This window comes from Alistipes dispar (assembly GCF_006542685.1).
Lineage (GTDB): Bacteria > Bacteroidota > Bacteroidia > Bacteroidales > Rikenellaceae > Alistipes > Alistipes dispar.
Window position 1 is genome coordinate 1,244,886 of sequence record NZ_AP019736.1, and the last position, 24,222, is coordinate 1,269,107.

22 protein-coding genes are annotated in these 24,222 nt (G+C 63.4%); 10 read left to right on the plus strand and 12 right to left on the minus strand.

What is annotated here, in order from left to right:
• Positions 1-3 precede the first annotated feature (3 nt).
• The 3 genes from FME97_RS05415 to yidD all read left to right on the plus strand — a co-directional run bounded on the left by FME97_RS05415 (position 4) and on the right by yidD (position 1,467).
• Positions 4-870: a uroporphyrinogen-III synthase gene (locus FME97_RS05415; RefSeq protein WP_141428239.1), complete on the plus strand. Its 867-nt coding sequence runs from the start codon at positions 4-6 to the stop codon at positions 868-870.
• A gap of 71 nt (positions 871-941) precedes the next feature.
• Positions 942-1,250 carry a ribonuclease P protein component gene (locus FME97_RS05420; RefSeq protein WP_232522958.1) on the plus strand — a complete coding sequence of 103 codons (309 nt, stop codon included), beginning with the start codon at positions 942-944 and terminating at the stop codon, positions 1,248-1,250.
• On the plus strand, positions 1,207-1,467 hold the full coding sequence (gene yidD, locus FME97_RS05425) for a membrane protein insertion efficiency factor YidD (RefSeq protein WP_141428241.1): 261 nt from the start codon (positions 1,207-1,209) through the stop codon (positions 1,465-1,467). The genes FME97_RS05420 and yidD overlap by 44 nt, the downstream gene beginning before the upstream one ends.
• Before the next feature lie 180 nt (positions 1,468-1,647).
• On the opposite strand, the gene FME97_RS05430 is transcribed toward yidD, so the two are convergent.
• From FME97_RS05430 to FME97_RS05455, 6 genes are all read right to left on the minus strand, one after another.
• Complete coding sequence (locus FME97_RS05430) at positions 1,648-2,559, minus strand: cation diffusion facilitator family transporter (protein WP_141428242.1); 912 nt, start codon at positions 2,557-2,559, stop codon at positions 1,648-1,650.
• A gap of 1 nt (position 2,560) precedes the next feature.
• Positions 2,561-3,490 (minus strand): helix-turn-helix transcriptional regulator, encoded by a 930-nt coding sequence (locus tag FME97_RS05435; RefSeq protein ID WP_141428243.1) that lies wholly within the window; start codon positions 3,488-3,490, stop codon positions 2,561-2,563.
• Positions 3,491-3,564: 74 nt separating this feature from the next.
• Positions 3,565-5,400: an LTA synthase family protein gene (locus FME97_RS05440; RefSeq protein ID WP_141428244.1), complete on the minus strand. Its 1,836-nt coding sequence runs from the start codon at positions 5,398-5,400 to the stop codon at positions 3,565-3,567.
• 52 nt (positions 5,401-5,452) lie between these two features.
• Positions 5,453-6,109, minus strand: a complete 657-nt coding sequence (upp, locus tag FME97_RS05445; protein WP_141428245.1) for a uracil phosphoribosyltransferase — start codon at positions 6,107-6,109, stop codon at positions 5,453-5,455.
• 25 nt (positions 6,110-6,134) lie between these two features.
• Positions 6,135-7,364 carry a GTPase HflX gene (hflX, locus tag FME97_RS05450; RefSeq protein WP_394344258.1) on the minus strand — a complete coding sequence of 410 codons (1,230 nt, stop codon included), beginning with the start codon at positions 7,362-7,364 and terminating at the stop codon, positions 6,135-6,137.
• Between the two features lie 129 nt (positions 7,365-7,493).
• On the minus strand, positions 7,494-8,177 hold the full coding sequence (locus tag FME97_RS05455; protein WP_141428246.1) for an energy transducer TonB: 684 nt from the start codon (positions 8,175-8,177) through the stop codon (positions 7,494-7,496).
• A 157-nt stretch (positions 8,178-8,334) separates the two neighbouring features.
• Here FME97_RS05455 and rlmN point away from each other — a divergent pair, with 157 nt between their 5' ends.
• On the plus strand, positions 8,335-9,363 hold the full coding sequence (gene rlmN / locus FME97_RS05460) for a 23S rRNA (adenine(2503)-C(2))-methyltransferase RlmN (RefSeq protein ID WP_141428247.1): 1,029 nt from the start codon (positions 8,335-8,337) through the stop codon (positions 9,361-9,363).
• A 113-nt stretch (positions 9,364-9,476) separates the two neighbouring features.
• Here the strand turns inward: rlmN and FME97_RS05465 are convergent, their stop codons facing one another.
• Genes FME97_RS05465 through FME97_RS05475 form a run of 3 tightly spaced genes read right to left on the minus strand, consistent with a single transcriptional unit; the run spans position 9,477 to position 11,828 of the window.
• Positions 9,477-10,100: a 16S rRNA (guanine(527)-N(7))-methyltransferase RsmG gene (locus FME97_RS05465; RefSeq protein ID WP_141428248.1), complete on the minus strand. Its 624-nt coding sequence runs from the start codon at positions 10,098-10,100 to the stop codon at positions 9,477-9,479.
• Positions 10,101-10,119: 19 nt separating this feature from the next.
• The gene (locus tag FME97_RS05470) at positions 10,120-10,683 is read right to left on the minus strand and encodes an RNA polymerase sigma factor (RefSeq protein WP_141428249.1); all 564 of its coding nucleotides are present in this window, start codon (positions 10,681-10,683) and stop codon (positions 10,120-10,122) included.
• Positions 10,674-11,828, minus strand: a complete 1,155-nt coding sequence (locus tag FME97_RS05475) for a glycosyltransferase family protein (RefSeq protein ID WP_141428250.1) — start codon at positions 11,826-11,828, stop codon at positions 10,674-10,676. Before FME97_RS05475 ends, FME97_RS05470 begins: the two co-directional genes overlap by 10 nt.
• Before the next feature lie 127 nt (positions 11,829-11,955).
• Between FME97_RS05475 and tgt the strand changes: the two genes are divergently transcribed.
• From tgt to FME97_RS05505, 6 genes are read left to right on the plus strand one after another with little or no spacing between them, the layout of a single operon-like run.
• Positions 11,956-13,086, plus strand: a complete 1,131-nt coding sequence (gene tgt / locus FME97_RS05480) for a tRNA guanosine(34) transglycosylase Tgt (RefSeq protein ID WP_141428251.1) — start codon at positions 11,956-11,958, stop codon at positions 13,084-13,086.
• Positions 13,087-13,090: 4 nt separating this feature from the next.
• Positions 13,091-14,191, plus strand: coding sequence for an LptF/LptG family permease (locus FME97_RS05485; RefSeq protein WP_141428252.1), 1,101 nt, complete (start codon positions 13,091-13,093; stop codon positions 14,189-14,191).
• Positions 14,192-14,212: 21 nt separating this feature from the next.
• The gene (locus FME97_RS05490) at positions 14,213-15,226 is read left to right on the plus strand and encodes a PASTA domain-containing protein (protein ID WP_141428253.1); all 1,014 of its coding nucleotides are present in this window, start codon (positions 14,213-14,215) and stop codon (positions 15,224-15,226) included.
• On the plus strand, positions 15,226-16,371 hold the full coding sequence (locus FME97_RS05495; RefSeq protein ID WP_170215057.1) for an RluA family pseudouridine synthase: 1,146 nt from the start codon (positions 15,226-15,228) through the stop codon (positions 16,369-16,371). The genes FME97_RS05490 and FME97_RS05495 overlap by 1 nt, the downstream gene beginning before the upstream one ends.
• A 38-nt stretch (positions 16,372-16,409) precedes the next feature.
• Complete coding sequence (locus tag FME97_RS05500) at positions 16,410-17,642, plus strand: MalY/PatB family protein (protein ID WP_141428254.1); 1,233 nt, start codon at positions 16,410-16,412, stop codon at positions 17,640-17,642.
• Between the two features lie 20 nt (positions 17,643-17,662).
• Positions 17,663-19,594, plus strand: a complete 1,932-nt coding sequence (locus FME97_RS05505) for a YgiQ family radical SAM protein (RefSeq protein WP_141428255.1) — start codon at positions 17,663-17,665, stop codon at positions 19,592-19,594.
• A 280-nt stretch (positions 19,595-19,874) separates the two neighbouring features.
• On the opposite strand, the gene FME97_RS05510 is transcribed toward FME97_RS05505, so the two are convergent.
• From FME97_RS05510 to FME97_RS05520, 3 genes are all read right to left on the minus strand, one after another.
• Positions 19,875-20,882 carry a multidrug DMT transporter permease gene (locus tag FME97_RS05510; protein ID WP_141428256.1) on the minus strand — a complete coding sequence of 336 codons (1,008 nt, stop codon included), beginning with the start codon at positions 20,880-20,882 and terminating at the stop codon, positions 19,875-19,877.
• Positions 20,883-21,212: 330 nt separating this feature from the next.
• A complete protein-coding gene (locus FME97_RS05515; RefSeq protein ID WP_141428257.1) occupies positions 21,213-23,186 on the minus strand; it encodes a glycoside hydrolase family 97 protein in 1,974 nt (657 codons plus the stop codon).
• Complete coding sequence (locus tag FME97_RS05520) at positions 23,183-24,208, minus strand: nucleoside hydrolase (RefSeq protein ID WP_141428258.1); 1,026 nt, start codon at positions 24,206-24,208, stop codon at positions 23,183-23,185. The genes FME97_RS05515 and FME97_RS05520 overlap by 4 nt, the downstream gene beginning before the upstream one ends.
• Positions 24,209-24,222: the final 14 nt, after the last annotated feature.

The following is a 24,222-nucleotide window of genomic DNA, read 5'->3' on the forward strand; positions in this document are numbered from 1 at the left end:
CAATTGAAAGTAAAGAGTGTGCTCATTTCGCAGCCGAGACCCGCTAACATCGAGAAGTCTCCGTTCTACGAATTATCCCGGAAATACCAGGCAGAGATCGCCTACAAGCCTTTTATCCGCGTAGTGGGCGTATCGCTCAAGGAGTTCCGCGCTCAACGGGTCGAAATACTCGACCACACCGCCGTCATCTTCACGTCGCGCACGACGGTGGACAGTTTCTTCCACATTTGCGAAGAGGCGCGCATCACCGTGCCCGAAACCATGAAATACATCTGCCAGACGGAGGCCGTGGCGCTCTATCTGCAGAAATACATCGTCTATCGCAAGCGCAAGATTTCGTTCGCCGACGGATCGTTCACTTCGCTCGTAGAGTTGATTATCAAGCACAAGGAGGAGAAGTTCCTCCTGGCGCTGAGCGAACCCCACAAGCCCGAGCTGCCCGAGACGCTGGCCAAACTCAAACTGCCGGTGGACCCCGTGATTCTCGCCCGCACCGTGGCATCGGACCTCGACGACGTGAAGCTCTCCGATTACGACGTGCTGGCGCTCTACTCGCCGACGGACATCAAAACCCTCGTAGAGAAGTTCGGGACCGACAACCTGCCCGCCGTGGCGGTCTTCGGCGAAGGCACGCTGCGCGCCGCCGTGGAGGCGGGAATCACCGTGCTGGCCAACGCCCCGACGCCCGAAGCCCCCTCGATGGCCAAGGCTCTCGACATCTACCTCGCACGGGTCGAGGCGGGCGAGGAGATCGAACCCGTCGCCGTCACGACCGACACGCGCAAGGAGGAGTTCATCCGCAGCCAGCAGCACAAGCTGACCAAGAAGAGCCGCGTGCGCCGTCCCGGAACGGCGGAACCCCGCAAATAGAGACCGCCATGTCCGACGACCGCTCGCTTCCCCGCACGGAACGGCTCCGTTCGCTCGGAGCCGTCCGGCGCCTGTTCGAGAGCGGCGAGAGCGGTTTCGTCTTCCCGTTCCGGTACGTCTGGTTCGCCGAGGCGGACAGCGTGCCGTCGGTGGAGGTGCTCTTCTCGGTCCCCAAGAAGTTCCACAAACGGGCGAACCGGCGGAATCTGCTGCGCCGCCGCACCAAGGAGGCCTACCGGCTGCAAAAAGGGATCGTCCGCTGCGGCGCACCGGTCAATCTCGACCTGGCCCTCATCTACTCCTCGAAGGAGGCGCTGCCCTACAAAACCATCGCACATGCGGTCCGCCGGATTCTGGAAACGATCGCGGAGCGTCTTTAGGCGGCTCTGCGCCCTGCCGTTCATCGTGCTCGTGCGCTTCTACCAGCTCTGCATCTCCCCCTTCACGCCGCCGTCGTGCCGCTTCACCCCCACCTGCTCGCAATACGCGCTCGAGGCGCTGCGAAAATACGGTCCCCTGAAAGGCGGCTGGCTCGCCCTGCGGCGGCTCGCCCGCTGCCATCCCTGGGGCGGCAGCGGTTACGACCCCGTGCCGTGACGTCGCAAAAAAGACCGCCGGCGCACGGGGCCGTCCGGGCTCCCGCATGAAAGCCGCGCCACCCCGGCCGGCTGCCGGGTTTTCCCCGCAACGGAGAGGAAAGCCCCCGGAACAGAAACTCCGGTCCGGGAACGACCCGAACCGGAGACTCTTCAGCATTCGTTATTTCAACCAATCATTTCAGTCGCACAGATCGCAGCAGCGGGCCGCCGCCGACTCGAATTCGAGCGTCGCATGGGGAATGCCCTCCCCGGCGAGCCGCTCCTTGAGCCGCCGTTTCACCTCCTCCAGCCGGGCGAGGTCCTCCAGCACGACATGCGCCGTGAGGGCGTTCTCGGTGGTGCTCATCGCCCAGATATGGATATGATGCACCGCCCGGACCCCCTCCACGGAGGTCATCTCCGCCTCCACGCGCCCGACGTCGATTCCCTCCGGCACGCCGTCGAGCGAGAGCCGCAGGCTGTCGCGGGTCAGCGACCACACCGAAGCCACGATCACTCCGGCCACGGCCAGCCCCACAACGGGGTCCACGACCGTCCAGCCCGTCCACGAGATCACGACGCCCGAAACCAGCACGCCGATCGACACCAGCGCATCGGCGGCCATGTGCAGGTAGGCGCCCTTCACGTTGAGGTCTCTCTCCTTGTCCTTCATGAAGAGCCACGCCGTAAAGCCGTTCACGACGACCCCGACGCCCGCCGTCCACGCGATCGCCCCGCCCGCGATCGGCTCGGGATGCAGCATCCGCCCGATACTCTCGGCGACGATGACGCCCACGGCGATCAGCAGGATCACGGAGTTGAGCAGCGAAATGAGCACCGTGCTCTTCTTGTATCCGTAGGTGTACCTGGGCGTGGCGTGCGCCTGCGCCAACCGGAACGCCAGCATGGCCAGCAGCAGGCCGGCCACGTCGGAGAGGTTGTGCCCGGCGTCGGAGAGCAGCCCCATCGAACCGTAGAAAAGTCCGACGGCGAACTCCACGACGACGAATCCCACGTTGAGGACGATCCCCACGAGAAACGCCCGGTTGAGCGACGTGATCCGGTGCTCGTGGTGGTGATGGAGCCCGGCGTGTGCGTGTTCGTGTGCCATGTCACAGATCCGTTATGGTGTCCTTGATCTCGGACAATTCGACCAGCTTATTGACGATGGCGTAGATCGTCAGACCCGCCGCGGAGTGTATTTGCAGCTTCGCGGCGATATTGCGCCGGTGCGTGATGACGGTGTGGGCCGATATGCAGAGCGCTTCGGCGATCTGCTTGTTGGTCATGCCCTTCACCACGCAGACGATGATCTCCCGCTCGCGGGCGCTCAGCGGCTCGGGCTTCTCGTCGCGGACGCCGTCGGCCGCCAGCCGCTCGACGGCCGGAATGAAGATGTCGTCCTCCACGGCGTTGTGCGACGCCAGCTCCTGCTCGCAGGTGAAGATGTCGAACAGCACGCCGTTGAGCTCGTTCGTGCTGCCCGAAGGGTAATACTTGATGATGATGTTCTTCAGCTCGCGCAGCTTCGCATCGACCTGGTCGTGCTGGCGGCGGAAGACGTCGATCGAATAGGCCGTATTCTTTTCACCGGCCAGCAGCGACTCGACGTACGGGAAGACGGTCTGCTCCTCGTAGGACATGTGCCGCTGCACCTCGGCGGCGTATTCGTCGAAAAAGCGCATGATGGCGAACGACACGTCGTTCTGCGCGCAGTCCACCGCCTCGATCAGCTTGCGGCGGATGGCCGGCAGGCGGAAGTCGAGGAAGTAGCCGTGCGAATTGTGGAGGTAGTCCGTAAGCGCCCGCACCGACACCCCGGCAGCCGCCTCCGAGGCGTTGCAGCCCGCATTCATCTGCATATTGACCACGGCGAGGAAGGTCGCCGTATCGACCTTGTTCTCGGCGCACACCTCGGCGATGGTCTTGTCGCCGAATCCCAGAGCGATTCCGAAGCGGCTCATCACCTGCAAAACAGGGTATCGGTCGCAGACCAGATCGCACATCCGGTCCTCGCCCGTGTATCCGCTATTTCCATACATACATATAGATATTTTTATCGTTTGCAAAAATAAGCCGGGCCCCGTTGCGGAACAATACCTAAAACAGGGTATTCTCAGCGCCCCGCGAGATCCGTGTAGGTCGTCTGCAACATCGTGCGCCCCACGTCCAGCAGCTCGGGGTTCGTCGCCGACACCACGCGGTCGCCCGTGGCGTCCCAGATCGCTTCGCCCGTGGCGTCCACGACGCCGAAGCCGTCGTTGAACGTGTAGTAGGCGAACTTGCGGGGGGGGGCCGGGGCGAAAATGTCCTTGCTGTACTCGAAATCGTCGTGCCCGATCCCCAACTGGCCGAGCAGCGTCGCGGCCAAGTCGATCTGCGAGGCGTACTCCTCCACGACACGCGGCGCGGCGACGGCCCCGCCCGTCCAGATCATCGGAATCCGGTGACGCAACGGCACGTTGTAGGGCAGCGTCTTCGGATAGGGATAGCCGTGGTCGGCGACCAGCACGACGAGGAGGTTCCGCCACGCCGGAGAGGCTTTCAGCCGGTCGATCATCGCCCCGACGCACGCATCGGAGAAGGCCATGGCGTTGAGCACCTCGTTTTCGAATTTCGCATAGGGAACGTCGAAGGGCTTGTGGCTGCTCAGCGTCAGCAGCCCCGCCAGAAAGGGCCGGCCCGCGGCGTCGAGCGCGATGACCCGGTCGGCGAACCAGTCGCACATGACCGCATCGTCGTAGCCCCAGTCCGCGGGCGGCGTGTCGAAACGCAGGTCCTTCTGCCAGACAAGTTCCTGCCATCCCGTAGCGTACATGTACTGCGCCTGGTTCGTGAAGTTGAGATCGCCGCCGTAGGCGAAACTCGTGGCATACCCCTCCCGGCCGAGCGACCGGGCCACGGAGGGCAGCGTGCGGCTCTTGGCCGGCAGCTTCATGACCGACGTCTTCGTCTGGGCCGGGAAACCGCTCAGGATCGCCACCTCGCCGCGGTCCGTGCGGAACGAGTTGGCGAAGAAGTTCTCGAACCACACCCCTTCGCGCTTCAGCCGCTGCATGTTGGGCATGACCGGTTCGCCGTCCACCTCCTCGTCCATCACCGTGCGGGCGAAACTCTCGAGAATCACCACCACGACATTCGGCCTGAGCGTGTCGAGCACCCGCACTGCGGGTTCCGCGTTCCGGCCGTTTCCGCGCAGGGCGTCGAACCGCACGGCCCGCGTCCGCTCGTCGAAGAAGGGATAGGCCGCAGCGTAATCCGCATTGTCGCCCAGACTCGACAGAAACGAAAAGACGGGGTTCGTCGCCGCATGGTTGAGGAACATCTCGGAGCTGAAATAGACCTTCGACACGTTGGCCACCGAAGCCCCCGTACCGCCGCGGATCGCCAGGAAGTCGCCCCCGGCCAGCAGCAGGAAGAGCAGCGTCGCGGGCAAAGCGCGCCGCGCGCCGCACGGCTCCCCGTCGAAGAGCCGCAGCACCCGGCCGTAGAGCCACAGCATCGCCGCCGTATATACGCCTCCCAGCAGGGTCTGCCGCACGCCCAGCGCCCAATCGACGCTCGCCATCGCCTCCTTCGGATCGGCCAGATAGATCAGAATCGTGGAATCGAGCCGGAACCCCCAATGCTCGTACAGGGCGACATCCACGGCGAAAACGACGGCCGTCAGAAGCGCGACGAGGACGAAATAGCCCGTCATCACCCGCCTCCAGAGGCGTTCGGGGAAGCGCACCCAGCACGACAGCAGGGTCAGAAGCAGCGGCAGCGCCGTCACATACCCCGCCACCGTCGCATCGAGCGACAGTCCGTGCCAGATCACGGCGCACCAGCCGCCGAAACCCGCGCCGGCCGCCTCCGCGGCGTACCACGCCAGAAAGACGGGCTTCTGCACCGCCATCGCAAGAAGGGTCGCGCCGAAAACGGCAAGAACGAACGTAATTTTTCTTTTCATCTCCAGTTTTTCCCGCGGTTATCGTTTCTCATCCGCCGCCCGGACGCCGGAATCAGAGCTTTTCGCCGTAGGCCAGGTCGCCCGCGTCCCCGATTCCGGGCACGATGTAGGAACGCGACGTAAGCTCCTCGTCCACGGCGGCGACCCAGATGGAGGTCGTCTCGCGCGGCATGTGCTTCATCGCGTAGTCCACGCCCTGCTCGCTGGCGATGACCGAAGCGACGTGCGTATGGGCCGGCGTCCCGCCCTTCTCGCACAACGCATTGTAGGTCAGTGCGAGCGACGTCCCGGTGGCCAGCATCGGATCGACCAGCAGCAGCGTCTTGCCCTCCAGGCTGCCGCACGAAATGTACTCGACCTTCACGGTGAACTTGCCGTCCTTCGTGCTCTTGCGGTAGGCCGACACGAAGGCGTTCTGCGCGTCGTCGAAATAGTTGAGGAATCCCTGATGGTAGGGAAGCCCGGCGCGGAGGATCGTGGCCAGCACGATCTCGTTCCCGATCGTCTCGACCGAAGCCTCCCCCAGCGGCGTCGTGACGATCTGCGGCCGGTAGGTGAACTCCTTCGAAATCTCGTAGGCCATGATCTCGCCGATCCGCTCCATGTTGCGGCGGAAGCGCATCGAATCCCGCTGAACCGCCTTGTCGCGGATCTGGGCGATGAACTTGTTGAGAACGGTGTTCTGCCGGGAAAGAATGTGCAATGTCATACGGTTATGTGCGGTTGGTTGGTTTTCAGTAGAGGAAATTGTTGAACGGGTAGCGTCCGGCGTGAATCTCGCGGACCATTCCGTAGAGGTCCGTGCGGAACTTCTCCAGATTGGTCTTCGCCAGCGCCGACAGGAAGATGCAGGGCGTATTGGCCCGGGCGATCCAGCTTCGCTTCAGGTCGTCGAGCGACAGGTTCTCGCGCGTCGGAGGCGTGAGGTCGTCCTCCTCTTTCTTTATATAGGTGTAGGCATCGACCTTGTTGAAGACCAGATAAACGGGTTTGTCCCCCGCTCCGATCTCTTGCAGGGTCTGCTTCACCACGGCGATCTGCTCCTCGAACTGCGGATGCGAAATGTCCACCACATGCACCAGCAGGTCGGCTTCGCGCACCTCGTCGAGCGTCGATTTGAACGACTCGATCAGCTCCGTGGGGAGCTTGCGGATGAATCCCACCGTGTCCGACAGGAGGAACGGCAGGTTGTCGAAGACCACCTTGCGCACCGTCGTGTCGAGCGTGGCGAAGAGCTTGTTCTCTGCGAAGACCTCGCTCTTCGCGATGAGGTTCATCAGCGTCGATTTGCCCACGTTCGTATAACCCACCAGCGCCACGCGGACCAGTGCGCCGCGGTTCGACCGCTGCACGGCCATCTGCCGATCGATCCGCCGGAGGTCCTCCTTGAGCTTGGCGATCCGGTTGCGGATGATCCGGCGGTCGGTCTCGATCTCGCGCTCGCCCGCGCCGCCGCGGGTTCCCGTGCCGCCGCGCTGCCGCTCGAGGTGGGTCCACAACCCCGACAGGCGGGGCAGCATGTACTCGTAATTGGCCAACTGCACCTGCGTCTTGGCGTAAGCCGTCTGCGCCCGCGACATGAAGATATCGAGGATCAGGCGCGTGCGGTCCAGCAGGCGGCAGGGCATCTCCTTTTCGATGTTGCGCGTCTGCGACGGCGTCAGCTCGTCGTCGAAGATCACCACGTCAATCTCCTCCTCGCGGCAGAAGTCGGCTATCTCCTGCAACTTGCCCGGCCCGACATAGATCCGGGCCGACGGCTGCGGCAGCCGCTGCGTGAAACGCCTGACGGCCCGGATGTCGGCCGTCTCGGCCAGGAACTCCAGCTCGTCGAGGAACTCTTCGGCCTGCCGCGGGTCCTGGTTGTCGCGGACGACGGCCACCAGCACCGCACGTTCGCACGGCGCTCCGGTCCCGGCTGCGGAAGCCGCGGCCGGCTTGTTGTTTTCGTTATTCTCTTTCAATCGTTTCGTTTTTTTGATCCGTCGCCGTTTCCGCCCGCCTTCCGGACCGGACGGGAAACGTCGCTCCAAACTACAAATAAGGGTATCCGCCCGAAAGCAGGATACCCTCAAAATCTGCGGTCCGCGACCCTATTGCTGCACGCGGAAATCTACCGGCAGGGTGTACTTCACACGCACGGCCTGGTTACGCTGCTTGCCGGGGCTCCACTTCGGAGACTTGCTCAGCACGCGGATCGCCTCCTCCGACAACGAACGGTCGGGCGTCTGCAACACCTCGATATTGGTCAGACGGCCGTCCTTCTCGATCACGAACGTAAGGACCACGCGGCCCTGAATGCCGTTCTCGAGAGCGATCTGCGGGAAACGCACGTTCTGCTGCACCCACGTACGGAACGTATTGAGGTCGCCGCCCTGGAACGAGGGCATCGTCTCGGCGATCAGGAAGGGCTGGTCGTCCTCGATCTCCTCCTCCTGCACCTCGACCTGCTGGATCACCTCCGTGTTCTCGTCGAACTCGGCGAAGTCCACTTCGGTCGTGATCTTCGTGTCGTTGGTCACCACCTGCAACAGGTCGGCGATCACCTTCACCTCCACCTTCTTGGGAGGCTCGGGCGGCTTCTGGTCCTGACGGGTGATCTCGGTGATCTGCTCCTCGACGATCGCGGTCTGCAGATCGAGCTTTTCGATTTTACGCTCCTTCGGCGTGTACCAGAAGGCCAGAATCACCAGGCCGAGCGATACGACGAGGCCGATTTCGAGCAAAAGACCCCGCTTGTTCTGAAGGTCCGCTTTGCGTGATTTCTTGATTTCCATCTATCTAAATTTTAATTGTTCGCTGAACGGGACCGGCGCATACGCGCGCTATCCACCACAAATATATGGATAAAAATTCAAAAATGAACGTTCCCGCGCAAAAATCTTCGGATTTTGCCTATTTTTGTTCCCGAGAAAAGGCCCGGAGAGGGCGGATATGACGGAAAAGGAGACATTGTACGGAAAAAATCCGGAGGAGCTCGCGGCTCTCTGCGCCGAGCTGGGGCTGCCGCGCTTCGCCGCGCGGCAGATCGCCCGCTGGCTCTACGTGCGCGGAACCGAAGACCCGATGCGGATGACCGACCTCGCGGCGACGGCCCGCGAACGCCTCGCCGCACGGTTCGCCCCGGCGCTGAGCGCCCCCGAGCGGGTCTCGGTCTCCGCCGACGGCACGAAGAAGTACCTTTTCCGCACGCGGCGCGGCCACTACGTCGAGTCGGCCTACATCCCCGACGGCGAGCGGGCCACGCTCTGCGTCTCCTCGCAGGCGGGCTGCCGCATGGGCTGCCGTTTCTGCGCCACGGGCCGCCAGGGGCTGCAGGAGTCGCTGCCGGCGGCCGAAATCCTCAACCAGATCGTCTCCCTGCCCGAGCGCGACCGTCTCACGAACCTCGTGTTCATGGGGATGGGCGAACCGCTCGACAACCCGGACCAACTGCTGCGGACGCTCTCCGTCATCACTTCGGAGTGGGGCTTCGGCTGGTCGCCCACGCGCGTCACCGTCTCCACGGCGGGCGTCGTGCCGCAACTGCGGCGGTTTCTGGACGCCACGAAGGTCCATCTGGCCGTGAGCCTGCACAACCCCTTCCGCGAGGAGCGCATGGAGATCATGCCCGTCGAACGGGCGTGGCCCATCGCCGAGGTGACCGCCATCCTGCGCGGGTACGACTTCACCCACCAGCGGCGGGTCTCGTTCGAATACATCGTCCTGGAGGGGCTCAACGACTCGCCGCGCCACATCCGGGGGCTTTCGCGGCTGCTCGACGGCATCAAGTGCCGCATCAATCTGATCCGTTTCCACCGCATCCCCGGCTCGCCCTACTTCTCGCCCGACGACGAAGCGATGCGCCGCTTCCGCGACGCGCTGACCGCGCGCGGCATCCAGACCACGATCCGCGCCTCGCGCGGCGAGGACATCCAGGCCGCCTGCGGACTGCTGAGCACCGAGGCGCTCGGCGGCCGGTAGCCGCCGCAATCTTTCTTGCAACCCCATACCCGAAACGGGCTCAAACCGGGCTCCATACCGCACGGCGCCGTTCTGCGGACGGGGAACGCCCGGCAGAAAAGACGGCGAGACACCTATTTCTTAGGCGTGTAAACGACCTTCTTGGTTTCGAAGAACGGTTCGTCGAAGAAGCGGGGAATGTCGTAAACATACCACCGCTTTCCCGTGAGGGCCAGTTCCTCGGCCAGATCGCCCCCCTTGAGATAGAGCACGCCGTTGGGCAGCGAACCGGCCTGTCCGCGCTCGATCCGGTTCCAGGTCAGTCTCAGGAACTCCGGCATGGCCGTCACGGCGCGCGAAACGACGTAGTCGAAACGCTCTTCGAGGGTCTCGACCCGCACGCAGCGGGGCGTCAGGTTCCGCAGCCCGAGCGCTCCGGCGACCCCTTCGACCACCGCGATCTTCTTGCGGATCGAATCCGCGGCGGTGAAGCGCGCCCCGGGAAAGAGGATCGCCAGCGGCACGGAAGGGAATCCGCCGCCGCACCCCGCGTCGAGGATGCGCGCCCCGTCGGCGAACGCGCACACCTTCGCGATGGCGAGCGAGTGCAGCACGTGACGCAGGTAGAGCTGGTCGAAGTCCTTGCGCGAGACGACATTGATCTTGGCGTTCCAGTCGGCGTAGAGACCGTACAGCGCGGCGATCCGCCGCCGCTGCTCCTCCGTGAGGTCGGGAAAGTATTTGTCGATGAGTTCCATGTGTCCGTGTTTTCCGGCATCAGTGTTTTTCGCCCTCCGAGATCATCCGGCACATCTGCTCGCGGGCGCGGTGTATCTGCGTCTTCACGGTTCCGAGCGGCAGCGCGAGCTTGGCGGCGATCTCCTCGTAGGAGTACTCCTCGAAGAAGCGCATCCGCACCAATTGCCGGTAGCGGGGCGTGAGGCGTTCGAGGTAGTGTTCGATCTGCGTCCGCTGCTGGAGGTTGATGAAACTCTCCTCGGGTGTCGGGGCGCTCGAGGCAGGCGCCGCAAAGCGGTCGTCGATCGACAGTCCGTCCTGCCGCCGCCGCACGAAGTCGATGAAGGTGTTGCGGGCGATGGTGTAGGCCCACTGCCCGAAGGTGTACTCCGCATTGTAGCGGTGCAGGTTGATATAGACCTTGATGAAGGTCTCCTGCAGCAGGTCGTCGGCGTCGTTCGCTCCGCCGAGCCGCTGGACGAACAGGCGGTGGATCGCGTCGCGGTAACGGTTGAAGAGGTACTCGAAGGCGTTGTCGTCGCCCTCCAGCACCCGTCCGACCAGCTCGCGGTCCGAGGCTACGATATAGTCGTCTATCTCCATACGCGTTCGTCGCGGCGCAGCAGCAGCAGTCCCAGCGCCGCAGCCCACAACGGGCTCAACAAGTCGTAGAGGAAATAGAGCCCCGCGATGCCGCTCTCGCCCAGCCGGCGGGCGATGCGCCGCACCTGAACGGCCACGACGGCATAGCGCGCGACGACCAGCGCAGCCGTCGCGAGCTTGTACTCGACCGGCATCACCGCGAGGGCGCAGAGCGCCGTGAGGAAGAAGAGCGCCCGCGATCCCAGCTCCCACCGCACGAAGGTCCGGACCGACAGCGGGTAGAAGCGGAACGCCGAGCCGTAGTAGCGCAGCCGGCCCATCCACCAGCCCATGCCGCCCCACGCCTTTTCGCGCAGCGTGGCCCGCGGCGAGAGGATGACGCTCACGTTGTCCGCCGTGATGACCTTTTGCAGGAAGAGGTCGTCCTCGCCGATGTTCATATTGAGGTGGCTGAAGCCGTTCGCCCCGAAATAGAGGCTCTTGGTGAATCCGAAGTTGTGAAGCGTGCCCCGGTAGGCGCGGCGCCGCACGGCCCGGGCGATCCAGTCCGCGGCGTGCATCATCCGCCAGGTGCGCATCAGGTAGTTCGCCAGCCCCTTCGCGCGCTCCACGCCGCAGTATCCCAGCACGATGTCGCCCCGCATGAACCCCTTGGCCATGAGCGACAGCCAGCGGTCGGTCTGGGGCACGGCGTCGGTCGAGGTGAAGACCATATGCTCGTAGTGCGCCGACTTGATGCCCACGTTGAGCGCCATCTTGCGCGAGATGGGAAAGCGCGGATCGAGCTGGATCTTCGTGGTGGAGATCTGCGGAAAGGAGTGCCGCAACTGCACGAGGTCTTCGTAGAAGTCCGAATCGTGGCCCACATAGACGATGACGACCTCGAAATCGGGATAGTTCTGGGCCAGCACGAGCGGCAGCCGCTCCTCGACGAACGAGTAGTCCTCCGCAAAGAGCGGAATGACGACCGACACGGGCGGCTCGGCGCCGAGCTTCGCCGCACGGCGGTTGTTCCTGTAGCCCGGGATGCGTCCATAGACGGCCAGATAGTAATAGAGCTGCACGCCCAGCATCACGAGCATCGCCCCCGCGAGAGCCGCGCCCTCCCAACCGTAGCACGCCAGAAAATGATCGAAGAACTGCATATAGGCGAATTGTCAGGCAAAGATAGTGCAAGCCGGGCGCAATGCCAAATTTATTTACGCATCTATTTTGGATTCGGGAATTCCGGAATCCGGATTTTTTTGCGTATTTTTGCCAAATATATCGAGTATGGAATTCACCCTGCAATACAAAGACCCCGCGTCGCAGGCCCGCGCCGGGGAGCTGCGGACCGACCACGGCACGATCCGCACCCCGATCTTCATGCCCGTGGGCACGGCCGCGACCGTCAAGGGCCTCTTCCACCGCGACGTGCGCGACGAGGCGAAGGCGCAGATCATCCTCGCCAACACCTACCACCTCTACCTGCGGCCCGGCATGGAGATCATCGAACGGGCCGGCGGCGTACACCGCTTCTCGACGTGGGAGGGCCCGATGCTGACCGACAGCGGCGGCTTCCAGGTCTTCTCGCTCGCGGCGTGCCGCAAGCTCCGGGAGGAAGGCTGCCATTTCCGTTCGCACATCGACGGCTCGAAACACCTCTTCACGCCCGAGAGCGTGATCGACACCGAGCGCACGATCGGCGCCGACATCATGATGGCCTTCGACGAGTGCCCCCCCGGAGACGCGCCGCGCGACTATGCGGCCAAATCGCTCGCGCTGACCGAACGGTGGCTGGACCGCTGCTTCGACCGCTACCACCGGACGCAGTCCAAATACGGCCACTACCAGGCCCTCTTCCCCATCGTGCAGGGATGCGCCTACCCCGACCTGCGGGCGAAGGCCGCCGAAAACGTCAAGCGGTACGACGCCGACGGATATGCCATCGGCGGACTGGCCGTGGGCGAACCCACGGAGGTCATGTACGAAATGATCGAGGTGGTCAATGCCATCCTCCCGGAAAACCGCCCCCGCTACCTGATGGGCGTCGGCACGCCGGTGAACATCCTCGAGGGAATCGCGCGGGGCGTGGACATGTTCGACTGCGTGATGCCGACGCGCAACGGCCGCAACGGGCAGCTCTTCACGTCGGAAGGCATCATCAACATCCGCAACCGGAAATGGGAGGACGACTTCTCGCCCATCGACCCCGAAGGCACGGCCTTCGTCGATACACTCTACACGAAAGCCTACCTGCACCACCTCGCGGTCTGCGGCGAAATGCTCGCGGCGCAGATCGCCTCGCTGCACAACATCGCCTTCTACCTGCGCCTCGTGACCGCGGCCCGCGAACACATCGCGGCGGGCGACTTCGCCGCATGGAAAGAGACGATGGTCGGAAAACTGCAAAGACGACTCTGAAAAGATGAAAGCGCGCTGGCCCGGGTTCAGGATACTGGACCGCTACATACTCGGAAAGTTCCTCTCGACCTTCTTCTTCGCCATCGCGATGATCATCGTCATCGTGGTCATCTTCGACTATGTGGAGAAGGTGGACAACTTCACCGAATCGCACGCGCCGTTCAAGGGGATCGTATTCACCTACTACCTCAATTTCATCCCCTACTTCATCAACCAGTTCAGCGGCCTGTTCACCTTCATCGCCTGCATCTTCTTCACCTCGAAGATGGCCTACCAGACCGAAATCGTGGCGATGCTCTCGGGCGGCATGTCGTTCCGGCGGCTCATGTGGCCCTACTTCCTCGGCGCGCTGATCATCGGTTCGCTCTCGCTCGCGCTGAACCTCTGGCTCATCCCGATCTCGCAGCGCAAGGTCGTGGCTTTCAGCCAGGAGTACATCGACAAGGAGAAAGGGTCCTACGAACGCCACATCTACCGGCAGATCGAACCCGGCACGTTCGCCTACATCCGCGGCTACAACGGCACGACGCAACAGGCGTCGTTCTTCGCGCTGGAGCACTACGACGGCGGTTCGATGACCCATTCGCTCGAAGCCGCCGACATACGGTTCAACCCCGAGACCAAACGCTGGACGGCTTCGCGCTACACCAAGCGCGAGTTCGACTCGCTGGGCATGGAGACCTTCGAACAGTTCCGCAACCTCGACACGCTCATCAACCTCGAGGTGACCGAACTGGGCGAGATCAACGACCTGATCCAGACCATGAACATCTCCCAGCTCAGCGAATTCCTCGACCAGCAGCGCGCCAAGGGCTCCGACTCGATCAACATCATCGAGGTCGAGCGCCACTCGCGCTACGCCTACCCCTTCTCGACCTTCATCCTGACGCTCATCGGCGTCTCGCTCTCCTCGCGCAAGGTGCGCGGCGGCACGGGACTGCACATCGGCATCGGCACGGGTCTGTGTTTTTCGTACATTCTCTTCAACCGTTTCTTCGAGGAGTTCGCCAAGAGCGGCTCCCTGCCTCCCGGACTGGCCGTCTGGCTGCCCAACATCATCTATCTCTGTATCGCCATTTACCTCTACCGGAAGGCGCCGAAATAACCCGTACTACTCTTCGCTCGCATGGAAAAACCGCAGAATTTCCTCACCCGGTTCCGGCGGAACCGCCTGCTCTGGAACCTTTCGCTCATCGCCGCGATCATCCTCTCGATGGCCGTCGCCGCGCACCTCGTCATGCAGGCCGGCACGCGCCACGGAGCACGCCGCATCGTGCCCGACTTCTCGGGCACGGCGCTCGACGAAGCCCGCCGCATCGCCCGGGCGAACGACCTCGAGCTGCATGTGAACGACTCGCTTTTCGTCCCGGCCTACGCCGGGGGCATCGTCCTCGACCAGTTGCCCGAAGGGGGTGTCGAGGTCAAACCCGGCCGCACGGTCTATATCACGATCAACTCCTTCCGGCAGAAGACCGTCCGCGTGCCCTACGTGGCGGGCCGGTCGCTCCGGCAGGCCAAGAACATGCTCGAGGTGGCCGGGCTGGAGATCGACGAGCTGATCTACCGCCCCGACCTGGCCACCAACTACGTCCTCGAAGAGTACTGCGGGGAGAAGCCCGTGACGCAGACGAGCCGCCTCGAAGCCGAGATCGGCTCCGGCGTGACGCTCTACGTCGGCGTGCGCGACGGGGACAGCCTCACGGTCGTCCCGCAGGTCGTGGGCGTACCGCTCGCGCAGGCGAAAGGGCGTCTCTGGGAGCTGGGACTCAACGTCGGACGCATCGACTTCGACGAAGGGGTGAACCTGCTCAACGAGAAGGAGGCCCGCGTCTTCGTGCAGACCCCCTCGGCCGAACGCGAGGCCAACCTCGGGTCGCGCGTGGACCTGCGCCTGACGCTCGATGAGAAGAAGCTGGCCCGGTTCCGCGCCGAGGCCGAGAAACTGGCGGCCGAGACCGCCGAGGAGCGTATCCGGGCCGAACGGGAGCGCGACTCGCTCGCCCGAGCCGGCGCGTTCGACCGCCCCGACACCGGAGAGGAGAGGCTCCCGGACACCGCCGCCCCCGCCTCCGAACGCCAAAGCCCGGAGCAGGCCGAACACCGCCGTCCCCGGACCGAACCCGACGAATTCTTCGACTGATGCGCACCGAACGGTACGATACGGAACGCTCCGGGGAAGAGCGGCTTCCCGCGCCCGGATTTCCGGACGCGACCGGCGATCTCCCCGCGTCCGACGGGGACGCCGTGACCGGGGAGGAGGACGAGGAAGACGGCGAGGAGGCGGGGCTGTACGAGCACTTCGCCGTCACGGCCGACAAGGGACAGACGCCCCTGCGGCTGGACAAGTTCCTGACCGTCCGCATGGAGCACTGCTCGCGCAACCGCATCCAGGCGGCGGCCGACAGCGGCAACATCCTCGTGAACGGCAAACCCGCCAAGTCGAGCTACAAGGTGAAACCGCTGGACCGCATCCGGATCGTGATGCCCTACCCGCGGCGCGAGACGGAGCTGCGGCCCGAGCCGATGCCGCTCGACATCCCCTACGAGGACGACGACCTGCTGATCGTGAACAAACCCGCGGGGCTGGTCGTCCATCCGGGCGTGGGCAACTACACCGGCACGCTCGTGAACGGTCTGATGCACCACCTCAACGCGCAGGGCATCCCCGCCGGGGAGCAGAACCGCGCCGGGCTGGTGCACCGCATCGACAAGAACACCTCGGGGCTGCTGGTCATCGCCAAGAACGAGCAGGCGCACGCCCGGCTGGCCAAACAGTTCTTCGACCACACGATCCAGCGCCGCTACGTGGCCCTCGTGTGGGGCAACTTCGAACAGGACGAGGGGACCATCACGGGCAACATCGGACGCAGCCCCCGCGAGCGGCAGAAAATGTACGTCTTCGCCGACGGATCGGACGGCAAGCACGCCGTGACGCACTGGAAGGTACTGCGGCGCTACGGCTACGTGACGCTCGTGGAGTGCCGGCTCGAAACGGGCCGCACGCACCAGATCCGCGTGCACATGGCCTGGATCGGCCACCCGCTCTTCAACGACGAGCGCTACGGCGGCGACCGCATCCTGAAGGGCACGACCTTCGCCAAATACCGCCAGTTCGTCGAGAACTGCTTCGCGGTGATGCCGCGCCACGCCCTGCACGCCCGGCTGCTGGGTTTCGAACACCCGGCGACGCACCGCCCGATGCTCTTCGACAGCGAGCTGCCGGACGACTTCAAGGCCCTGCTGACCAAGTGGGACGCCTACGCCGTCCGCCCCGAAGAGGAGTGACGGCCCGCCCCGGCAACGACCCATACCGGATTACGAACATGGAAAAACGACAAACTCCCGCCCGACATCCCGGCGACGCCCCGGCCGCCGGGACCTGCGACTTCGACCGCCCCATCGACCGGCGCGGCACGAATTCGGTGAAATACGACACGCTCGCGGAGCACTTCGGCCGCGGCGACCTGCTGCCGATGTGGGTCGCCGACATGGATTTCGAGACGCCCGACTTCATCGTCGGCGCGCTCCGCCGGCGGCTGGAGCACCCGCTCTACGGCTACACGGCGGAACCCGCCGACTACCGCCCCGCGATCACCGACTGGATCCGCACGCACCACGGATGGGAGGTGCGCGGCGAATGGATCGCCTACATCCCGGGAATCGTCAAGGGCATCGGACTGGTCATCGACCGCTTCGTCGGGAAAGACGAGAAGGTCATCATCCAGCCGCCCGTCTACCACCCCTTCCGGCTCGTTCCCGAGGGAAACGGCCGGCAGGTCGTCCTCAACCCGCTGCGCGAGCACCCCGGCGGGGGCTACTCGATGGACTTCGACCAGTTGGCGCGCGTGGCGGACGACCGATGCCGCCTGCTGCTGCTCTCCAACCCGCACAACCCGGGCGGCATCGTCTGGGACCCGGAGACCCTGCGCCGGCTGGCCGCCTTCTGCGACGAACGCGGCATACTGGTCGTCTCCGACGAAATCCACTGCGACATGGCCCTGTGGGACAACCGCCATACGCCCTTCGCCTCGGTCTCCGAAGCCGCCGCACGGTGCAGCATCACCTTCGGCGCCCCGACCAAGACGTTCAACATCGCCGGCATCGTCAGCTCCTACGCCATCGTGCCGGACGAGACGCTGCGCAACCGCTTCTTTTCGTGGCTCGCGGCCAACGAACTCGACGCACCCAACCTCTTCGCGCCCATCGCCACCGTCGCGGCGTTCCGCGAGGGCGAGGCATGGCGGCGGCAGATGCTGCGCTACGTCGAAGGGAACGTCGAACTGGTCATCGGCTTCTGCGCCGAGCACCTTCCCGCCATCCGGCCCCTGCGGCCGCAGGCATCGTTCCTCGTCTGGCTCGACTGCCGCGGGCTCGGCCTCCGGCACGAGGAGTTGCAGCGCCTGTTCATCGACGAGGCGCGCCTCGCGCTCAACGACGGCGCCCTGTTCGGCCGCGAGGGCGAAGGCTTCATGCGTCTGAACGTCGGCGCACCGCGCGCCGTCGTCCGCGAAGCGCTGGAACGGCTGCGCGACGCCGTGGCCCGGACCGTAAAATAACCCCCTGAAAAGATTCCGCCTTGTTCCTGCCCACCACCATAAAAGAGGTCCGCGAACGCGGATGGGACAGCCTGGACGTCATCCTCTTCTCGGGCGACGCCTACATCGACCACCCCGCCTTCGGACCGGCCGTCGTGGGGCGGCTGCTCGAAGCCGAGGGCTACCGCGTGGCGATCGTCCCGCAGCCCAACTGGCGCGACGACCTGCGCGATTTCACCAAGCTGGGACCGCCGCGCCTCTTCTTCGGCGTCTCGGCCGGAGCGATGGATTCGATGGTGAACCACTACACGGCCAACCTCCGGCTGCGCCACGACGACGCCTACACGCCGGGCGGCAAGGCGGGATTCCGCCCCGACCATGCCGTGACGGTTTACACGCGGATCCTCAAACGGCTGTATCCCCACGTCCCGGTGGTCGTCGGAGGCATCGAGGCCTCGCTGCGCCGTCTGACCCACTACGACTACTGGAGCGACTCGCTCAAGCCCTCGGTGCTGGCCGAGTCGGGCGCCGACCTGCTGATCTACGGCATGGGCGAACGGGTCGTGCAGCAGGTGGCCCGGGCGCTGCGCAACGGCTACAACGCCAAGCTGCTGCGCCGCATCCGGCAGGTAGCCTTCCTCGCCGACGAAAGCTATGTCGCGCGGCTCGACCCCGCCGCGACGATCCGCCTGCACTCCTACGAGGAGTGCGTGCGCGACAAACGGGCCTTCGGGGAGAACTTCACGGTGATCGAGACCCAGAGCAACCTCATGGAACCGGAGGCGACGCTCGTGGAACCCACGGGCGACCGGTACGTCGTCGTGACGCCTCCCAATGCGACGCTCACGACCGAAGAGCTGGACCACTCGTTCGATCTCCCCTACGAACGCGCCCCGCACCCGCGCTACCGCGGCAAGGGCGACATTCCGGCGTGGGAGATGATCAAGTTCTCGGTCAATATCCACCGGGGTTGCTTCGGAGGCTGCTCGTTCTGTACGATTTCCGCCCATCAGGGCAAGTTCATCAACTCGCGCAGCGAGCGGTCGATCCTCGACGAAGTGCGGCGCGTCGCCGCCATGCCCGGATTCAAGGGCTACCTCTCGGACGTCGGGGCCCCCTCGGCCAACATGTACCGCATGGGCGGCCGCGACCGGGAGCTGTGCCGCAAGTGCCGCCGCCCGTCGTGCCTCCACCCCGCCAGGTGTCCCAACCTCTGCAACGACCACCGGCCGCTACTGGCGCTCTACGAAAAGATCCGCGCGGTGAAGGGCATCAAAAAGGCCTTTATCGGCAGCGGCATCCGCTACGACCTGTTCGACGGACCCGCCTATCTGGAGACGGTGCTGAAGCACCACACCTCGGGCCGGCTCAAGGTGGCGCCCGAGCACACGGAGGACAACGTACTGAAACTCATGCGGAAACCGCCGTTCGCACTCTTCGAGCGGCTCAATGCGGATTTCCGCCGCATCTGCGATGAGGAACATCTGCCCTACCAGCTCATCCCCTACTTCATCTCCTCGCACCCGGGCTGCACCGAGCAGGACATGAAATCGCTGGCCGACAAGGTGCTGGGCCGCCTGCACTTCAACCTGGAGCAGGTGCAGGACCTCACCCCGACGCCGATGACCCTCTCGTCGGTAATGTTCTGGACGGGCGAAAACCCCTACACGCACAAACGGATCTACGTCGCCCGCTCGCAGGAGGAGAAGCGGCGGCAGAAAAGCTACTTCTTCGGCGGAAGACGCCCCGGACCGGACCGCAGAAAACCGGTCCCGGACAAAAGAAAGCCGGAAGCGGACGAAGGGAAAACCGGAACAGACGGTTTGCGGTCCTTTTCTCCGGCGGGAAGCGGGCAGGGGACGGAGGAGACACGGCGGAATTTCCGGCGTTCTGCGCCCCGGAGGGACGCATCCGCAACGAGAGACACGGACCGGGCAAAACACAGTTCAAGAAAAAAAGGCCGACCGAAATAAGGAAATCCGACCGATCCCGGAACAATGGGTTCCGGGATCTCCCTTCGATTCCAACGGCGACCGGACGTCCGCAAGCCGCCGGCAGCCCGGGACACGAAACCACATGGTTCGGACCGTCATGGTCCATGCACGTCCGATACCGAAGCTGTCTGAAATGGAGGACAGCTTCGGATCAGGTATTTCCAGCAAGGCCCTTCCGTATCGTACACCGCAGGATACGACATACGGGATACGACCGGACGAGGGTACGCCAATCTGCGGCGACAATCCTTTCGGCCAATCAATTTCCGGCTACGATGATGAGTCCCAATCCTCCGATGAAAAGCAGGAACATCAGGGCGAGCAGCCGATTGACAAGGGGTGTCGCGCCCTTGAACTCCTTCCAGATGAAAACGCCCCAAACAGCGGCGACCATCGGAGCACCCTGTCCGAGTGCATAGGAAATGGCGGGCCCCGCTTCGCCCGAGGCAATGTAGCTGAACGCCGTGCCCAGACACCAGACAGCTCCGCCCAGCATACCGACCAGGTGAGTCGGCAACGATCCTTTGAAATAGGTTCCGTAGCCTACAGGAGCGCCGACAAAAGGCCATCGCATGACCAGCGTATTGAAAAGCAGGTTGCTGACCAATACGCCGAGCGAAAAGACGAAAACGGCCGAATAGGGAGTCAGCATACCCGCAGCAGGATGATGGAAATCGGCAATGTCCATGCCCATGACGACGAATCGGTAGAAAAGAGACATCAGCACACCGGCGACGACTGCCAGCAACAGTCCTTTGCGGTTGTTTCTTCGGCTCTCCTCGCCATGCTGCACGCACCCCGAAGCGATGCCGTTGCAGACGATAGCCAGCACGATGAACGCAACCCCCAGAAACAACACCAACGGATTGCCCGAGGGCGCTCCGACGTAATTGATGATGACGCCCAGCACCAGTGCGATACCCACACCCAACGGGAATGCCACGGCCATGCCGGCCAGCGAGACGGAGGCCGACAACAAAATATTCGAGGCATTGAAAATCACGCCCCCCAGAACGACCCATCCGACGGATGCGCCGGCTGCCTGTCCCAGATCCGCAAGGAACGGACGGCCCGCATCGCCGGCGCTGCCCATCGTAAGCCCCAGCAACAGTGCAAAAAGCACCATACCGATCACATAGTCCCAGTAAAAGAGTTCGTAACGCCAACTCCTCGACGCGAGTTTCTGGGTATTGCCCCAGGAACCCCAGCACAGCATCGTGATCATGCAGAAAACGACGGCCGTAAAATAATTACCGACAATATACATAATTCATTTTTTTGGTTAGTGCCCGATCGATATAGCTTGTTAAAGAGCGGACAACGCTTCGCGCAGTGCCTGCCGGTGCAGTTCGGGAAATGAGCGGAAGCAGATGCCGAAGCTGCCCGGTCCGTCGGCCGGAGCGAAACGAAACAGTCCGCAGAGAATCGCCGAAACAGCCACGGGTCGCCGTTTCACGCCGAGAGTCCGACTGCCGGAGTACCCGCTTCCGGGGACCGATCGCCAAATTCCGTCGGAGCATCGGGTCGGTCTCCCGGACGTCGGGGCGAGAGACCGACCTGACCTTCGTACAAAGCACGGCGGCCCCAACGGAGGGCATTATCGGTCCGAATGTTCCCCCGAATCCATCTTCGGACGGATCACGGCGGCAAAACCGCCTCCCGTCGCCAATGCGACCGGAATCCGGTCGGCGGCCGTCACTTCCTGCCCGAAACATTTATAATCCCGGCCATTCACCTCGGCATTCACACCGTCGCAGAAGGCCGTCATGACATAGTTCCCGTTACCGAGAAACGAAAGATCGAACGTCACATTCTGGAGTGTGTCGCCGCTCATGATGCCGACGAACCATCTGTCACCGCTACGGCGCGCCACGCCGATATTGCGGCCGATCTCCCCGAACAGCGGACGCGTCTCGTCCCAGACGGTGGGGACCTGTTTCAGGAAATCGAAACACTCCGGATTCTCAAGGTACTTGGTCGGACTGTCCGAAAGCATCTGCAACGGGCTTTCGTAGACGACGTACATCGCCAACTGGTGCACGCGCGTACCCTGGCTCATCGGTTCCACCGCATTGACGCGGAACGATTCCCGCTGGGCGTTGAGCATGGCGCCGGGAGTGTAGTCCATCGGCCCCACCCACATCCGCAGGAAAGGAATGATCAGGTCGTGACGCGGGGTGGCGCGATCGCTCCATTTGTTGTATTCGAGACCCACGACTCCTTCGCGTGTCATCAGCAGCGGATATTTCGCCCGCATGCCCTCGTTAGGATACGACCCGTGGAAATCGACCAGCATACGGCACTCTTCGGCCTTACGGGCCACACGCTCATAGAAATTGACCATCTTGGCATCGTTCCGGTCCATGAAGTCGATCTTCACGCCCTTCACGCCCCACGACCGCATCATTTCGAATGCCTCGTCGAGCTGCCTGTCCACATTGATCCATTTGGCCCAAAGCATGATGCCCACACCTTTTTCGGCAGCATGGCGGCAAACGGCAGGCATGTCCACCTCGGGATTGAGCGTCAGAAGATCGTCACGCTCCGACCATCCCTCGTCGATGAGCAGATACTCGATACCGTGTTCGGCCGCGAAATCCACCATATAGAGATAAGTCGTGGTGTTGATGCCCGCCTTGAAGTCCACCCCGTAGATGTTGTTGTGGTTCCACCAGTCCCAGAGCACTTTGCCGGGACGCACCCACGAATAGTCGTTCCGGGTTTTGTCCGAGAGCAGATAGATAAGCTCGCTGCCGAGAATCGAGGCGTCGTCATCGAAAATACCCGTGACACGCCATGGAAAGGCCCGGTCGAGCCCGCATTTCACCAGATAGGGTTCACGCTCGGTAGCATAGATCTTGTTGGTGCCGTCGAAAAACTCCTCCTTGCGGGGATAGGCGGCCTGCACACCCTCGAACCCCCGCCCCGTGGGGCGCAGGTAGAGGCCCGGATAGTCGTAGAGGTTGGCCTCGGCCAGCAACACGCCGTAACGTCCGACACGGACCAGGACCGGGGTTATCGAAATACTGTCGGACGGGAGCTCGCTCAGCATCCGTTCAGAGTAGTTCTCCTCAAACCAGTTTTGCAGATTCCCGGTCAGCAGGGTATAGGAGGGGCAGTCCGCATCGAATGCGTAGGCGACTCCCTCCCGTTCCACACAGCCTTCGCGGCCGGTCGTCCCGACAAACCGATAGGCAACGCCGTCGTTATAGGCGCGCACTTCCACCCGGTAGCCGGAATAGTGTAGCGAAACCTCCCGGTAACTGTCGCGTACGGATGGGTATTTACGAGCGACGACGAAACGTTCGGTTCGGTCCGCGCCGCCGCACGAGATTTCGTTCGGCCGGGCGTCGGAGCCCCAGATACGACCGTCAACCGTCATGGTCAGCGGCGACGGCGCGAGGATGCGCTCTTCGTTACGGAAGACTTCGTAATGGAGCGTCTGCCCGTCGTAGAGAATGTTCACGATATTTTTGGCATCGGGCGAAGCCACGCTCGCCACGCGGTGTTCCTTCGCGGCGACCGGACACAATGATGCCAGGAGCAGCAGACAGGTCAGCAGACTTTTCATGGGTTCATGTCTTTAAGATTCTTGCCGGTCGTACAGTTCACGAGAGCCTGCAACGCAGCGGCGGCCTTTTCCTGCGGAATGACGAGGTATTCCTGCATACCCGTCTCGGACGCCTCGAACGAACTGCGACCGTCGGCGGCGATCCGGATCGTACCTTTCGGCGAACGGTCAAACCATTTGCCCGGTTCCACGGCCTCGAGCACAGCCGTCAGATCCCACGTCGGCCGGTCGTAGGGCATCTGCATGTAGTGACGGTAGGCGACGGGCAGCGGATGCGCTTCGGGATCGCCGAAATCCGTCAGGATGCTTTCATGGGGATACGGCAGCAGATTGCCGACTTCCCATCCGGTGGTGGTCAGGGGAACGGGACACAGTTCGAACGTGCGGTGCGAGGCCTCGAGGTCGCAGACGACGTTGTACTCCGGAAAATCGAATTCGTCCCCGAACAGCCCGGCCATCGTCACCACGCGGCGTACCTTGGCGGCGACCAGATCACGCCCCGAAAGGGATGAAAATTCGTCGGCTTCGCTGACCAGCAGGTTGCCGATATTGGTCAGCGGTCCCACGGCGACCAGCACGACCGATGCGTCGGGCTGGGCCGCAAGCAGTCGCCGCAGCAGTTTGTACCCTTCGGGCAGCCCGCTGTCGATGGTGCGGGCCGGTCGCAGCAGAGGTTCGCCGCCGAATGATGCCTCCAGCGTCGGCAACAGGTAGGTTCCGTCCTCCGGCGTGACACCGTCATAAGCGTAACCCAGCGGAATGTCGCCGCGTCCGTCGAACCGACAGTAGCCGTCGGTAAAGGCGATGGTGGCGGGATTGGCTTTGCAAAGGGTGATGCCCAGCAGTTCGGCCCGGCCTTCCTTCTCGTAGTTGAGAAGCATCTGCAGGGCCAGCACGTCGTCGATGTCGTTGCCCAGATCCGTGTCGAAGATGATCCGGACGGGTTCCCCGCCAGGTGCGGGGTCTTTTTGTCCGCACGAAACGGCGGACAGCAACAAGACGATAATCAGAAGTCGTTTCATGGTTTCAGGTCGTT

What these genes read in the sequence shown, in the direction of transcription:
- yidD (WP_141428241.1), top strand. Translation starts at nt 1,207, where the DNA reads ATGCGGTCCGCCGGATTCTGGAAACGATCGCGGAGCGTCTTTAGGCGG.
- FME97_RS05430 (WP_141428242.1), bottom strand. Translation starts at nt 2,559, where the DNA reads ATGGCACACGAACACGCACACGCCGGGCTCCATCACCACCACGAGCAC.
- FME97_RS05435 (WP_141428243.1), bottom strand. Translation starts at nt 3,490, where the DNA reads ATGTATGGAAATAGCGGATACACGGGCGAGGACCGGATGTGCGATCTG.
- FME97_RS05440 (WP_141428244.1), bottom strand. Translation starts at nt 5,400, where the DNA reads ATGAAAAGAAAAATTACGTTCGTTCTTGCCGTTTTCGGCGCGACCCTT.
- upp (WP_141428245.1), bottom strand. Translation starts at nt 6,109, where the DNA reads ATGACATTGCACATTCTTTCCCGGCAGAACACCGTTCTCAACAAGTTC.
- FME97_RS05455 (WP_141428246.1), bottom strand. Translation starts at nt 8,177, where the DNA reads ATGGAAATCAAGAAATCACGCAAAGCGGACCTTCAGAACAAGCGGGGT.
- rlmN (WP_141428247.1), top strand. Translation starts at nt 8,335, where the DNA reads ATGACGGAAAAGGAGACATTGTACGGAAAAAATCCGGAGGAGCTCGCG.
- FME97_RS05465 (WP_141428248.1), bottom strand. Translation starts at nt 10,100, where the DNA reads ATGGAACTCATCGACAAATACTTTCCCGACCTCACGGAGGAGCAGCGG.
- FME97_RS05470 (WP_141428249.1), bottom strand. Translation starts at nt 10,683, where the DNA reads ATGGAGATAGACGACTATATCGTAGCCTCGGACCGCGAGCTGGTCGGA.
- FME97_RS05475 (WP_141428250.1), bottom strand. Translation starts at nt 11,828, where the DNA reads ATGCAGTTCTTCGATCATTTTCTGGCGTGCTACGGTTGGGAGGGCGCG.
- tgt (WP_141428251.1), top strand. Translation starts at nt 11,956, where the DNA reads ATGGAATTCACCCTGCAATACAAAGACCCCGCGTCGCAGGCCCGCGCC.
- FME97_RS05485 (WP_141428252.1), top strand. Translation starts at nt 13,091, where the DNA reads ATGAAAGCGCGCTGGCCCGGGTTCAGGATACTGGACCGCTACATACTC.
- FME97_RS05490 (WP_141428253.1), top strand. Translation starts at nt 14,213, where the DNA reads ATGGAAAAACCGCAGAATTTCCTCACCCGGTTCCGGCGGAACCGCCTG.
- FME97_RS05495 (WP_170215057.1), top strand. Translation starts at nt 15,226, where the DNA reads ATGCGCACCGAACGGTACGATACGGAACGCTCCGGGGAAGAGCGGCTT.
- FME97_RS05500 (WP_141428254.1), top strand. Translation starts at nt 16,410, where the DNA reads ATGGAAAAACGACAAACTCCCGCCCGACATCCCGGCGACGCCCCGGCC.
- FME97_RS05510 (WP_141428256.1), bottom strand. Translation starts at nt 20,882, where the DNA reads ATGTATATTGTCGGTAATTATTTTACGGCCGTCGTTTTCTGCATGATC.
- FME97_RS05515 (WP_141428257.1), bottom strand. Translation starts at nt 23,186, where the DNA reads ATGAAAAGTCTGCTGACCTGTCTGCTGCTCCTGGCATCATTGTGTCCG.
- FME97_RS05520 (WP_141428258.1), bottom strand. Translation starts at nt 24,208, where the DNA reads ATGAAACGACTTCTGATTATCGTCTTGTTGCTGTCCGCCGTTTCGTGC.